Here is a 14,452-nt window from a genome sequence, read left to right on the forward strand (position 1 = left end):
TCCGCTTTGATAAAAGGCGGAACCTGTTTTTATTATGATGTTGAGGGAGTTAAAATATGAAGCAAGCATTACCTTTTCAGCTTTCAAAAGATCGTTCTTTCTTTGAGTCGCTTGGTGACTGGATGGGAGACGTCTTATACGATGAACTTCCCGAAAAAGGCTTTGAATGTCGGGATGAACAGATATACATGGCTTATCAGATTGAAAAAGCCTTAAAGGATAAAAAAGTATTATTCGCAGAAGCGGGTGTTGGTACTGGTAAAACAATCGCCTATCTGCTGCCTGCTATCTCTTACGCAAGATATACTGGCAAGCCTGCTTTAATTGCTTGTGCAGATGAAACATTAATTGAGCAACTGGTGAAAGAAGCAGGAGACATTTTTAAGCTACAGCAATACCTGGATATAAAAATTGATGTAAGACTTGCGAAATCTAGAAATCAATATTTGTGTCTCAAGAGATTTGAAGAGGCACAAAAGGATGATCAAAATGACTTCTTTATTGAAGTAATTGAAGACGTCATTCCAGATTTCGTATACGGTCATTCCTCGTTACAAAAAGTATTCCCTTTTGGGGAACGGAGTCAATTTCCAGGCATCAGTGACCAAGACTGGCAAAAGGTGAATTTCCACCCGACGCAGCAATGTAATACTTGTGATTTACGAAATAGATGCGGGCAAACAATTCATAGGCAACACTATCGTGAATCTACCGATTTGATTATCTGCTCCCATGACTTTTTGATGGAGCATATCTGGACGAAGGAATCACGTATACGTGAAGGCCAGCTACCTTTCTTACCAGAGGTGTCCATGATTGTACTCGATGAGGGACATCTGCTAGAATACGCAGCCCAGAAGGCATTGACTTACGAAATCCAAAGTGAAACGCTTATCAGGTTATTAGAGAAAGTCATGGTGGACGGGGTACGTGAAAAAACACTTGGTCTAATGGAAAGATTGCAGGAGGTCCATGAACGTATTTTTGATGTCCTACGCATAGGGACCTTCCAGGCAGAAACGGAAAGAATGAAAATCAATAAAACAGAGGAGCTCATGAATCTCTGTAAATTGGCCATCAAGATAACAGATGATTTACTAGAGGAGTTCGTTTTTGAATCTGAGCTGTACACCATTCCGGAGTACGAGCTAAGAATGGTAGAGGAATTTTTAGAGCAATATTCCTTCTCCCTGCGACTGTTCACGGAAAAAGGAGACGGAGTTGAGTGGCTAGAAATTATCGATGGCTATGAAACATTAATTATCATGCCAAGACTGGTGACAGATATTTTAAATGAAAAGCTATTTACGAATAAGCTTCCTATTATTTTTTCATCTGCCACTCTATCCATTCAAAAGGATTTTTCTTATCTTGCTGATTCGTTAGGTGTGGAGGATTATCAATCCTTCTCGGTTCCATCTCCGTTTGATTATGAGGAAGTGATGAAAATCTATTCTCATAAAGTAGCACAGGATGATAAAGCGAAAACAGTGGAAAAGATCCTGCAAGACCATCAGCAAACATTGATTTTATTTAAATCAAAGGCTGCGATGGAGAAGTTTAGAGGAGCAATCAGCCAGACAGAAGGAATTGGCTTTGAAGGAGACAGAGAATTGTCTACCATTGTAAAGGAATTCCAAGAAGGCAGATTGACGACGCTTTGCTCTTATCATTTATGGGAAGGCTTAGACTTACCTAAGGAAGCATTAACACGTGTAATCATTTTTGATCTACCGTTTCCTCCTTCGGATCCATTATTTGATGCAAAACGCTCCTTCTCCAATAATCCATATGAGGAAGTAGATCTTCCTTATATGCTGCTGCGAATTCAGCAGGGTGTAGGAAGATTAATCCGAACATCAGAGGACTTTGGAGAAATTCATCTATTGTTAAATGAAGAAGAGGCAGCATTAATGCCACGATTTGAGACGGTATTACCGACAAAAATAAAGAATATGTAAAGTAGAGCCTTTTTAGCCATTGTGCTAGAAAGGTTTTTCTTTATCTAGGCACATGAATCCGCTGAAGTGAATAGTATAGGTAATATGGTTTTTTAAGAAGTGAAATTCTTTTATAAGGTGGGATGAATATTACAGAACAAACCTTGCGATTGGATTCTCATGATAGTAAAAAGTGGGCTAGTTTGGTGGAGAAACTTCATGCGGATTTATCTCTACAACAAGTAGAAACCACACCATGGTTTAATTATCGTGCAGTGGATGTCCTATCGAGGCAACTACATGGAGAGCATCAGAAGGATTCAAAAGAAAGTGCAAGTAACCATCGAATGAAACTGCCTCGCTTTAAACTCCGAAGAAGAATAGCCGAAAGACCATTCAATATCTTAATGTATAGGAATCTTCCAAGTGAAACTGAGGATGTGATTAATCATCCCAAGCAATATAAGGGAAAGCCTATCTACCTTTCGAAAAATACAAATGCCTATACAAAATTCTCCTCTTTCCAAAGCGGGATTATAAATATAAATCCTGTACCATCAACCATAGAAACACTACCATCCCTAATAAATGTGGAGCCATTTATAGAAGAGATAGAAGATGGCTATAATTTAGAGCTTGAATTAATGGCCTATTCGGAAAGCGACAGTGTATATGTTTCAAAGAAAACTGTATTTCCACCATATGATTCCTCTTACTTATACGACTTAGTAAAACAAGAACATAATAATGACAAACAAAAAAGTAAGCTGAAGTAGATAGAATAAGAGGGAGAGAGCAGAAATAAAATTTCAATCGTTTTCTTAAACATAAAACTAAATATATTCATGAGATTTAGATTCCATGGTGCTTAAATGCAAAAAAAGCGCAAATTCTTTTTTAGGAATTGCGCCCGATTGTAGAGGATTTTATTTCAAAAAGTATTCAACATAAAATAACTCATTATTATAACTATAAATACTGCTTTCTATCTAATAAGGATTTCTTTTTGGTAATAATTAGCCATAATATGGAGAAATAATAAATGATGATTGTTCCTATTACACTATAATATAGTGCTGATACTGAAGTGGGGCCCCATACTCTAATAAACTTCCAAGTCATTCCTAATAAAAATTTAGGAGCCACTATCATAAGTACCAAAATGGCTGTTGCAAATAATGAATGGAACACTAATAGAAAGAGTCTCTTTCCTTTCAATGATGCCCAGGATCGTTGTTTTCTTTTAAATTTCCATAAGTTTCTTAGCAATAAAAGACTAAAAATTAGTCCTAGAAAGCCAATAATAATACAGAGAATTGATACGATTTTATCTAATTGTTGATATCCGTCAGTATGATTCAAGCTGACATTATTTTCTTCCCATAAATCCATTACACCTTGACCTATTGCTGTCGTAAAGGTTGTATCCATATTGGATAAAATTGCTACACCTATTTGTTCTTCAGGTTGCATGATAAAGAAAGATGAAAATGTTGGATTTGCACCATCGTGCCATATGTATCGTTTGTCATTCTTTTGCTCAACGCTCCAACCACTTGCATAATAGGTGTCTGGAAGGAAAGGCTCTACGGATTGATCAGGGATGTGAGATTGTTCAATCGTTTTTTTACTAAATGTACTGTTTTGAATGGTTCCTAACTGTAGGTTTAGCCATCTCGCGATATCGTTTGTATTACTGACAATATAACCAGCAGGTATATTTCCCCGATAAATAGGTGGCGTATAAACTTGCTCTCTCATGAATCCAATCTTATAACCAGTTGCCAGTGCATCGGACTTAACTTGATGTATGCCGACATAGGAATTATCCATACCGATTTGTTCAAATAAAAGTTCTTTTATATACAAATCATATGGCTGTTTTGAAACTTTCTCAATAATAAGTCCTAAAACATCATAATTGATTGTTGCATATTCATATGAGCTGCCTGGTTCACGATTCAAGGATTGTTCAAGTAAGGTTTTTACAGTTAATTCAAGTGCGTTTTCTGCGTTGCTCTCGGGAATATGTACAATAGTGTTCGAAGCAATACCACTGTTATGATAAAGTAATTGATTTATTGTAATGGTCTGCAGTTCGCCTTTATATTTTAATTCTAGCCAGGGGATGTATTTCCGTATATCATCAGTTCGTTTTAATAATCCTTCTTCTTCTAACTGTAAAATAGCAAGACCTGTAAATGCTTTCGATGTTGACGCCAGTTCAAATAAAGTATTAGAAGTAACTGGTATTTTCTCCTTTACATCAGCGTATCCAAAACCTTTTTGATAAACTGTTTCTCCCTTCTCTACAATAACTAATGATATTCCGGGAATTTGACTAATCTTTCTTTGTTCCTCTACAAATTGTTCAATCTTATTAATTTTATCATTTACCTCTGCATGACCTATGGGGATTGAAATATTAATTAAACCTAAAAATAGAGCGACCATTAGAATTACTTTTCTCATCTCTTTATTTACTCCTTTTCAGATGAAATATGGATTATTATATTTCCATAATAAACCTATAATACCATAAATAATTAGAATGAAATAGCCAATCGAGTTAAAATCTTTACAATCCTAAATATGATATTCGACAATTTAAACTGTTTGAAATTGGCACAGGTGTACAATTTTTTATAAACAATCATAGTAGAATTACGGTAATAGAACTGTATGTTATACAAAAGCAGTAGCCGTAGGTTAATGATTTTTTAGTTAGAAACTGACAGGGAAATGAAAGTTAAGAAATATAAGTAAGAAGGAATTTTACAGTTGAGGAAGTAGGGGGGACCTCAAACCCTACAGGATTGGACATTTTAGTCAAATCATCTATAAATGAAAAAACGGCGAGAACCTATGAGGAACACGCCGTAAACTCTATTAAAATACTTTTACCAAAGCTTGTAGCCTTTCGATCCTGGTGGTGCATTTTGAATCATATCAATGATCGGAACAGTGTAAGCGAACAATATCAAGAGAACAGTAATCGTTAACCAAATCTTCCAGTTCTCTAGAGCCATCGGAGTTTTTTCTGCATTCTCGGATACTTCTCCAACAGGGAACTCTGTTTCACCTTTTGGAGCAAACCATACCAACTGAACAACGATATAGATAATCAAGATAATCCCGATAAAGAGAATCGTTCCACCGACTGCTTGTGCAATCTGGTAAGGAATCCATTCGCTCGCTTGAGGTGAGCCGCCATAAGTAGAATAATCAGAGCGTCTTGGAGCACCTAATAATCCGGCAATATGCATTGCTCCCGACATTATACTCATCCCAACTGCCCAGACAATACCTTGAATGATGGCAAGTCGGTTAATTTTCTTCGTTAACACTCTACCTGTTAGGTGAGGGATCAACCAATAAGCAGCACCAAAGAATGTGAGTACTACAGTTGTTGCAAGAGTCAAATGGAAGTGTCCAGTTACCCAAATGGTATTATGGACAACTTGATTCATCTGGTTGGATGCATTGACGATACCGCCAGCGCCTGCAGGTATAAATGCCGCCATTCCGATGAACGGAACTACGAATCTAGCATCCTTCCAAGGTAGCTTTTTAAACCATCCAAAGATTCCTTTTCCACCTAATTCTCGTCCACGAAGCTCGAAGGTTGCAAACATAGAGAACGCAGTAAGAAGGGAAGGGATAACAACCATCATTGTTAAAACAACCTGTAAGTACTTCCAGAAGGAATCGATACCTGGCTCAGTTAACTGATGGTGGAACCCTACTGGAATAGAGAATATCAAGAACAGCATGAAGGATAATCTAGCTAATGAATCAGAGTAAATCTTACCACCAATAATTTTGGGGATAATTACATACCAAACCATGTAGGCTGGTAATAGCCAGAAGTACACTAATGGATGTCCAAAATACCAGAACAACGTACGAGAAAGCAATACATCTACTTTATCAACCCAGCCTAATGACCACGGGATCAGCTGGAAAACAACCTCTACTGCAACACCAAGGGAGCAGATGATCCACATAGTTAAATTGACAATTACCATAAAAGTAAGCAGAGGACTCGGTTCGCCAGGGTTCGCCTTACGCCACTCTCTATATTTCATTATAAGGCCTGCTCCGCCAATCCAAGAGCCCACTACTACCAATGCAAGCCCTACATAGAAGATCCAGTGTGCTTGAAGGGGAGCGTAGAATGTATAAAGTACAGATGCTTCATTTAATAAAACCATTACGGAAGCTGCAACAGTTCCGATTGTCATGACCCAGAAGCCAATCCAGCCGAAAAGGCGTTGCTTATCAGTTAACGTACCAGCTGTGCGACTGACTGCTGCAATTTGAAAACCAAAGATAAAATAAGTTGTAAGAATAAGTCCCAATAATACACCATGGACAGTGAGAAGCTGATAATAGCCAATTCCCCATGGTAATGTAAATTGTCCTGATCGTACTAATGTTTGAAGGAGTCCACATAACCCACCTATCAATAAGGCGATGAAGGCCACGTGTATATGAGCCATCGCCAGTCTTCCATCACGACGGTCAACCTTTATAAAGCCTGTTGCTTTTTCTTTTATCGTTGCCATGTTACTCAACCACCTTTAGCATAGATGACATAGAAGTGTGTCCTACGCCACAATATTCATTACATAAAATCAAATACTCTCCAACTTCATCCACTGTCGTCACGTATTCAGAGATATATCCCGGCTCTAGCATCATATTGATATTCGTACCAGCAACCTGGAAGCCATGGATGACATCAGAGGTTGTCGCGATAAATTTCACTTTTGCTCCTACAGGAAGTTCAATTTCAGGTGGGTTATAATAAAAGGCAGATGCATGAATAACTACTTCATAATCCCAATCCTTTCCTTCCACCTTATGTACCCCTGGATTATTAAAAGGTGCTATTTCAGTTACTCGCTCAGGATCCACGTAGACCTTTGCACTAGGTGGATGCGAGCCGTAATGAAACGCACTGAATCCCACTATTACTAAAAATAGTACAAGTGACCCAACTCCAAAAGTTAGCCACCATTTTTCATACTTGTGAATATGCATTGCTTTGTACCTCCATCCAATTAAAATCGATCAACAAATAAGTAAAATGCCATGAACCAAATAATTAAGATAAATACGCCAACAAATGTAACTGAGATTAAAGTCCCTTTTAACTCAGGTTCCTTTGTCTTCTTTTTTGACATTTGTTACCACCTCCGTAACTTTTTTTCACTATAGGTCAATCATAAGGAGATTGGAAAAAAGAAGATGTGATTTTTATCACACTTATAGCGGATAATGTGAAGATACTGTGAAACTTAGAAAAGCTAGAGAGTTTTACCTTCTATTTCCTGCTCGAGAGAATAAAAGATTGTCAAAAAGTAAAAAGCTGCAGTCCTAATGACCGCAGCTTTCGTATGTATTAAATATCATCAACCGTTAAAATAATCGTGATCTTGCCTATATTCAAGAGTTGTACGGGAAGCATTATGGCACGCTGAAATCCATAGAATTTTGTGTTCCCTACTAAAACGGTCGGGGGAGTAATATCAATCTCCAGCTGATCACTGGAAACTACCGTGCAAAGGTTTCCGGCTATCATGTTCCCTAGCTCTCCTGTAAAGGATTCGAGCATTTCCCCCTCTAATGGCATCCCAAACATGTGCTGACTTATAGAAGAGAAAGTGGCACCGGTTGAATCAATGATGATACGACCTTTCATATCCCCAATAATTCCAATTAACACACCCATTTCACTTTGCTCAAATGGCTGCTGCGAAGAAGAAGGGGACTGGAAATCCATAGATATAGGAATTACTGACCGTAGAGAGGAAATAGTCCCGTTTAAAAGAGTTTGAATTTGCTTAGTTGTAGTCATAATAAATCTCCATGTAGTAAGTATGTCTTAATGTTAGCACAATTCATAGGTAAAAAGAATAGGGGCTCTAGTAAAAATATTAAAGCTGTGTTATTATTTAAATGAGAATGAGTTTCAACATCATTAAAGGAGAGATACAGGATGATTCTAATCCCTATCACAGCAACAGTTATCATCTACGGACTTACGACAAAATATATTCTTAAATCAATCACACCACAGCCAAAATAAAGAATGGAAGGGTTTATTACCTTGCCATTCTTTTTTTATTGGTGAGAATAGGTGGGATCTTGATTAAGCCTATGTATCTTGCGATTACGGAAAATATCTTGCGAGGGCAGCGAGCTGAGCTTCGAATCTTGCGATAAACCTGTTCTATTTTGCAGTTAAGGCAGGGGATCTTGCGATTAAGCCATAGTATCTTGCGATTATGGAAAAAATCTTGCGGTTCAGGGAGCCGCTGCTAATAAGTCATCGTTCATGTTCGAAGTCTTTACGATAAATGAAGTGATCTCCACGATTACGTTAGAGAGCTCTACGATTAAGAGCGAGATCTTTACGATACAAGAAGCCGCAACTAAGAAGTCAGCGATTAAGGTTGAAGTCTTGACGATAAATGGAGTGATCTCCACGATTACGGCAGAGATCTTTACGATTAAGAGCGAGATCTTTACGATACAAGAAGCCATAGCTAAGAAGTCAGCGATTATGGTCGAAGTCTTTGCGATAATGGAGGAATCTCCACGATTACGGCAGAGATCTTTGCGATTAAGAGCGAGGTCTTTGCGATACAAGAAGTCGCGGCTAAGAAGTCGGCGATTAAGGACGAAATCTTTACGATAAATGGAGTGATTTCCACGATTACGCTAGAGGTCTTTCCGATACCAGGGAGCACAGCTTCGAAGCTTCCAATAAATCCGTTCGATCTTGCAATAAGATCTTTTTTTCACTATAAATGAAAAAAGCTGGAGAACCCCCAGCTTTCATAATTAATTAGTAGATAGTTGTTCAAGCGTTGGCCACTTCACGATTTGCTGGTGTTCTTCTCCATCCATCGCGTAGGTCATTTTTACTCTTCGAGAGTCATCTTCTACAACATTCCCCAACTTAAGCTTCCAAACTATTTTCCCTTCGCCGGTGAGTTCAAAGTCACCTAGGCTTTGTATATCTCCGATGTTTTCTTTGCCGCCATAAATACCGCTTTCCTTTAAAGGAGCTGCACCAAAAAATTCATACTCCATTCCGTCTTCTTCATATGTAATAGGCATATCGTTATCTTTTATCAATTCGATTGATTGAATGGTTACTGCTGATTCTCCAGTCCACTCTATTGGAGCAACTAGTTGATAACTTTCATTTGATTGTGGCTCGAATCCAAAGTTCCCAATGAGGAATTCTCCTTCGGCTGCCTTTTGATCATTGCAGCCCATTAATATACCTACTAATAATAAAAACAAGAAAATCTTCTTCATCATATTCACCTCCCTATTTACTGTACCATAGAGAACGAAAAAAGTTATGTGAATATAGCTATTTTTTAAACAAATCGTTATAGAGAACCTCTCTTGAAGACTTTATTTCTCGGATAAATTAAGTCATATTTTGTTGAAATTTCTGATATGATAGACATAGATTGTGAAGATTTATAAAAGGGGAATAATTACGTACATGAATGATTTAGAGCAGTTACAGTCAATCAAAACCAAAAATGCATTACTCGCAACAATTTTTAAATTACATAACGATGAAGAGCGCTATGCGAAGGCAAAGCTCTTTGCAGATAAATTGGAGAAACAGACATTTACGATAGGCTTTGCAGGACACTTTTCAGCAGGTAAATCCAGTATGATCAACGCTTTGGTGGATGAGCAGCTTTTACCGACAAGCCCTATACCAACCTCTGCGAACATAGTGAACGTTAAAAAAGCAGAAGAAAACTATGCAATTGTGCACTTTATTGATCAGCCACCTGTGAGGTTTTCAGGGGAATATGATATACAAATGGTGAAGAAATACTCCAAGGATGGCAGTCAGGTTTCTCAAATTGAGATTGGCTACAAGGATTCTGCTTTACCGGAGGGCATTTCCGTGATGGATACGCCTGGTGTTGATTCCACCGATGATGCGCACCGTGTTTCCACAGAATCTGCACTACATCTAGCGGACATCGTGTTTTATGTAATGGATTATAACCATGTGCAATCAGAGTTGAACTTTCAATTTACAAAGGAATTGCTTCATTATAATGAAAATATCTATTTAATTGTCAATCAGATTGACAAGCATCGGGAAGAGGAGCTGTCCTTTGAAAGCTTTCAACAGTCCGTGGCCGATTCCTTTGCGGCTTGGTCGGTTTATCCGAAGGGGATTTTCTTCACTTCTTTAAAGAATCCAACGCTGTCTCATAATGATTTTCCTTCGGTACAAGAGATTGTTCGAAAGTCTATTGAGCAGAAGGAAGAGCTGTTTTTATTATCCTCAGAGGCAACGCTTCAAAAACTGATAGACGAGCATAAGAGGTTTTTACAAGAAGAACAGACTTCTTCGTTATTAGAGGTCGAGGAGATTCTTAGCCAGGACGAATGGGAGAATCGGGAGGAAATACTGGAGCAGCTTGCGATTTCGTTAAAGCAAGAGGCATTGCAGGATGAGGATGCTTGGAAAAAGGAATTTGAAGCGAAACGTAAGCAGTTACTACAAAACGCTGGCATCATGCCTTATGAAATGCGGGAACAATTAAGACTTTACGCAGAAAGTAAGCAGGACTCCTTTAAGGTCGGCTTCTTAGGAAGTAAAAAGAAGACAGAGCTGGAGAGAGAGAAGCGACTAGAGGATGCTAGAAGCCAGCTTGCGAAAATTGTAAATACAAATATTACGACTCATCTGAAAGCGCTAATGAAAGCGATGCTAAAGGATGCAGGTGTCTCGAAGGATGAATACATGAGAGAGATAGAGGAGCTTCCGCTCGAAATTTCAGCAGATATTATTCAAAATACTCTTCACGAGGGAGCAAGCGTGACAGGGGATGCTATCCTGAACTATGCGAACCGTGTAACGGAGGCAGTGAGCCGATTCTTTATTAAAGAAGCAGATGCTTGGAAGGAAAAGGGTGCGTCTCATGTCAAGGAAGCAGAGGCGGGGACAGCTAACACCTCCTCCAAGCTTTCCAAGCTGCAGCAAAAACAAGAGGCGATCCTACGTATCCAGAAGATTGCCGATCAGCACGACTCTTTTGAAAAGCTGCTAACTGCACCATCTATCCAGCTTCGTAAGGACAGGGATTCCTTAATGGCTAGGTGGCAGGAGGAAAAGGATCGCTTTGAGAAATCAATCCGTGCATACGATCCAGCAGAGCAGGAGCAGAAAGAAGAGACTGCTGTTCAGCAACAAGAGGAAATAGTGGAAGAACAGCAGGACGTATTGCCAGTTGACCAAATTGTTGAACGTGCTAACCGAATCAGTGAAATATTATCAGAGCTGCCGGAGTTCAAGGAAGCGGCTGCAGTCATAACTCGTAAGGCTTTAAGGGTACAAAAGCAGCAGTTTACCATTGCCTTGTTTGGTGCGTTTAGTGCCGGGAAGTCCAGTTTTTCGAATGCGCTGATGGGGGCAAATGTGCTTCCTGTCTCACCAAATCCGACCACAGCAGCTATCAATAAAATACATCCGGTTTCAACGGAGCATGCTCATAATACTGCAGACGTTACATTAAAAACAGCATCTCAGTTGCTAACGGATGTGCAGTTTGCGTATCAGCAGCTTGGCATACAGGTTTCTTCTCTAGAGGAGGCTTATACGAAAGCACCATCTATATTAGAAGGAACAGCTCATCAAGAAGTACACAAATCCTTTATTGCCGCTTATTATAAGGGCTTTGAGAATGTGAAGGACAAGCTCGGGGAGATTTTACGGGTTGATGGTGACGACTTCCGCCGCTATGTGGCAGAGGAATCAAAGAGCTGCTTTGTCGATAATATTGACTTTTACTATGATTGTGAGCTCACAAGACTAGGGGTTACATTAGTAGACACACCAGGGGCTGACTCCATCAACGCGCGTCATACTGGGGTTGCGTTTGACTATATTCGAAATGCGGATGCGATTTTATTTGTTACGTATTATAATCATGCCTTCGCAAAGGCGGATCGTGAGTTTTTAATTCAGCTCGGTCGTGTGAAGGACGCCTTTGAGTTAGATAAGATGTTCTTCATTGTCAATGCGATTGATCTTGCGTCTAATGAAGAAGAAGCGGAGCTTGTGAAGCAGTACGTGAAGGATGAGCTTCAACGATTTGGTATACGTTTCCCACGTGTCTACGGAGTATCCAGCTTAGAGGCACTAAAGGAAAAAGTGGATGGCAAGCCTCTTCACGAAGGTATGAAACAGTTTGAGTCTGCTTTCGAGCAGTTCCTCGAGAAGGATTTAAAGCAAATAGCAGTCACTGCTTTAGATGAGGAAGCGACGAGACAGAAGGAGAAACTGCATTCGCTAATTGAACAAACGGAGCGCAACCTTGCTAGAAAGTCGGAGCGTTTAGTGGAGCTGAAGCAGCAGGAGCACCAAATTGTTGGGCGCTATGAAAAAATAAATGCAACTAACATAACGAAAGCTGCAATAGATGAGCTGGAATCACTGATTTACTATTTACATCAACGAGTATTCTATCGGTTTAACGAGTTTTTCCGTGAAGCCTATAATCCTTCTTTATTTGCAAATCAGTCTGCAAGTGTGGCATTAGACATCGCCTTAAAAGATATTTTAGAAATGCTGCGTTTTGACTTGGAGCAAGAGCTACGTGTTACCAATTTCCGAATTCTTCAGTATAGTCAAAAGCAGGTGAAGCAGCTGGAGAAGGAAGAAATTCGTTTCTTAAAAGAGCTAAATGATAGCTTCGCTTTCACACCGATGGAACCAAGCGACGAGGAGCTGCTAGATTTTAGCGGACCGTTCCAGGATAGAACGAAATATGCTGGAGTAAAATCATTTTATAAAAATCAAAAATCATTTTTTGAGAAAAATGAAAAGGAAAAACTGCGTGATGCATTAGCAGAGCAAACGAAAAAGGATGCAGAAGTCTACTTGCAGGGAGAATTAACACGCATTTCCGAATGGATAGAAGCTTATGTAATAAAAGAAATAGAAGGATTACGCAACAAGCTTGTAGAAGATAGCGTAAAACAAATAGATGCGGAGAGAAATCTGCTGGAGAAGGAAGACATTCTGACACTTTGGAAGGAGATTTATCAACGCATTGATGAAGGAGAGCAAGCTTCATGACAAAGGTATTTGTAAATCTGGAGGATATCCAGGATACACAAAACGCACGTTTTATCGATACAAGGTTTGATCTGGCTGATGCTACAATGGGCAAGAAATTGTATGAGGAAGGACATATTGCTGGTGCTGTTTATTGGGATTTGGAGCAGGATCTCTCAGATATGGACAGCAAGAGTGGAAGGCATCCGATGATCTCAAAGGAAAAAATGACTACCCTTGTCCAGCAGTTCGGTCTACAGCTGGAGGACACGATTTATCTATACGACCAAGGCGGTTCTCCTTTTGCACTAAGAGCCTACTTTTTACTGGAGTGGGCAGGCTTTGAGCATATCTTTGTGCTAAGAGAAGGCTACGAGGAAATAAAGAAAAAATTGCCGACAACTTCAGAAATCACTGCTTATTCACCTTCCACTGTCACGCCGAAGTGGAAGGATGAGCTAATTGTAGATGTGGCAGTTGTCGAAGAAGTGGTAGCTGGTATTACAAAAGCACAGCTGATAGATGCTCGGGCGGCAAAAAGATTCCGTGGAGAATTCGAGCCAATTGACCCGATAGCAGGCCATATCCCAACTGCGATCAATTATGACTGGGAGCAGCTGAAGAAGGAAGGCCAATTTGCCGATTCTGAAGAAATAAAGGAAAAGCTAGCGGACCTTACCTCTAAGGATGTTCCGGTTATCGCTTACTGTGGTAGTGGCGTAACAGCAGCTCCGCTATATGCCAGCCTAAAAGAAGCTGGCTATCCAGAAGTAAAAATTTATGTTGGCAGCTATAGTGACTGGATACGAGAGCATGAGGTAGAAACTGAGTTGTAAATAGAACAGCACTTTCATTTGGATGACCAAAGAAAGTGCTGTTTTTTTATTCTCCATTTCAGAGGAATACGTATCTTGAATCTGCCTAAAATATGGTATAATTAGGTTATGTAATAACAAGGGTTTCATGGGCGGCAGCACATCTTTTCAACTCACTTTCTCAGTGGGAGAGAGGGGGTGTAGCTGATGACAGTATATGAAGCAATAAGCATTATGATTGTATTTTCAGTGCTAATTGTAGCAATCATTGTACTGTTATTTACTTTTACACAAAAAAAGTAAACCGCCCGAGCCTGGAAGCAATGGCGGTTTACTAAACGCTGTGCTGTTCGCCTTTGAAGCGAACTATGTTATTACTAAGACTGTTGGCGAACCCCTCGCCAGCAGTCTTTTTAATATACTCATTTCTTACATTCATTATAACATAGTGTTTTTTATATTCAATCAATTTAATCTAGCTTAGGAAAGCAGAAACTATGCTTAATGATTAAGATTTTTAGATTGGCTCTTTCCACAAAGAAAGTTGGTGTATGTTATTCGATTGTTAAAGGTCGTTT

The 14,452-nt window shown here is 39.3% G+C and carries 12 protein-coding genes; 5 read left to right on the forward strand and 7 right to left on the reverse strand.

The annotated features are described in order from the left end of the window. Positions 1–56: 56 nt before the first annotated feature. Together AC1VU3_RS02290 and AC1VU3_RS02295 are read left to right on the forward strand one after the other, a co-directional pair. Positions 57–1,961 (forward strand): ATP-dependent DNA helicase, encoded by a 1,905-nt coding sequence (locus AC1VU3_RS02290; protein WP_482982625.1) that lies wholly within the window; start codon positions 57–59, stop codon positions 1,959–1,961. A gap of 122 nt (positions 1,962–2,083) precedes the next feature. Then, positions 2,084–2,716: a hypothetical protein gene (locus tag AC1VU3_RS02295; RefSeq protein ID WP_482982626.1), complete on the forward strand. Its 633-nt coding sequence runs from the start codon at positions 2,084–2,086 to the stop codon at positions 2,714–2,716. A 193-nt stretch (positions 2,717–2,909) separates the two neighbouring features. On the opposite strand, the gene AC1VU3_RS02300 is transcribed toward AC1VU3_RS02295, so the two are convergent. The 7 genes from AC1VU3_RS02300 to AC1VU3_RS02330 all read right to left on the reverse strand — a co-directional run bounded on the left by AC1VU3_RS02300 (position 2,910) and on the right by AC1VU3_RS02330 (position 9,275). After that, complete coding sequence (locus AC1VU3_RS02300) at positions 2,910–4,412, reverse strand: serine hydrolase domain-containing protein (RefSeq protein WP_480389593.1); 1,503 nt, start codon at positions 4,410–4,412, stop codon at positions 2,910–2,912. 428 nt (positions 4,413–4,840) lie between these two features. Continuing rightward, positions 4,841–6,508 carry a b(o/a)3-type cytochrome-c oxidase subunit 1 gene (locus AC1VU3_RS02305; protein WP_480389594.1) on the reverse strand — a complete coding sequence of 556 codons (1,668 nt, stop codon included), beginning with the start codon at positions 6,506–6,508 and terminating at the stop codon, positions 4,841–4,843. Position 6,509: 1 nt separating this feature from the next. Continuing rightward, positions 6,510–6,986, reverse strand: a complete 477-nt coding sequence (locus tag AC1VU3_RS02310; RefSeq protein ID WP_480389595.1) for a cupredoxin domain-containing protein — start codon at positions 6,984–6,986, stop codon at positions 6,510–6,512. 20 nt (positions 6,987–7,006) lie between these two features. Then, a complete protein-coding gene (locus AC1VU3_RS02315) occupies positions 7,007–7,129 on the reverse strand; it encodes a cytochrome c oxidase subunit 2A (protein WP_480389596.1) in 123 nt (40 codons plus the stop codon). Positions 7,130–7,347: 218 nt separating this feature from the next. Beyond that, complete coding sequence (locus AC1VU3_RS02320) at positions 7,348–7,803, reverse strand: chemotaxis protein CheX (protein ID WP_480389597.1); 456 nt, start codon at positions 7,801–7,803, stop codon at positions 7,348–7,350. Between the two features lie 449 nt (positions 7,804–8,252). After that, positions 8,253–8,597 (reverse strand): hypothetical protein, encoded by a 345-nt coding sequence (locus tag AC1VU3_RS02325; protein WP_482982627.1) that lies wholly within the window; start codon positions 8,595–8,597, stop codon positions 8,253–8,255. A gap of 195 nt (positions 8,598–8,792) precedes the next feature. Beyond that, positions 8,793–9,275 carry a hypothetical protein gene (locus AC1VU3_RS02330; RefSeq protein WP_482982628.1) on the reverse strand — a complete coding sequence of 161 codons (483 nt, stop codon included), beginning with the start codon at positions 9,273–9,275 and terminating at the stop codon, positions 8,793–8,795. Between the two features lie 196 nt (positions 9,276–9,471). Here AC1VU3_RS02330 and AC1VU3_RS02335 point away from each other — a divergent pair, with 196 nt between their 5' ends. From AC1VU3_RS02335 to AC1VU3_RS02345, 3 genes are all read left to right on the forward strand, one after another. After that, the gene (locus tag AC1VU3_RS02335; RefSeq protein WP_480389599.1) at positions 9,472–13,080 is read left to right on the forward strand and encodes a dynamin family protein; all 3,609 of its coding nucleotides are present in this window, start codon (positions 9,472–9,474) and stop codon (positions 13,078–13,080) included. Continuing rightward, positions 13,077–13,895, forward strand: coding sequence for a sulfurtransferase (locus AC1VU3_RS02340; RefSeq protein ID WP_480389600.1), 819 nt, complete (start codon positions 13,077–13,079; stop codon positions 13,893–13,895). Before AC1VU3_RS02335 ends, AC1VU3_RS02340 begins: the two co-directional genes overlap by 4 nt. 186 nt (positions 13,896–14,081) lie before the next feature. Further along, complete coding sequence (locus AC1VU3_RS02345) at positions 14,082–14,177, forward strand: putative holin-like toxin (RefSeq protein ID WP_480389601.1); 96 nt, start codon at positions 14,082–14,084, stop codon at positions 14,175–14,177. Positions 14,178–14,452 lie beyond the last annotated feature (275 nt).

This window comes from Psychrobacillus sp. Z16_25 (assembly GCF_056856695.1).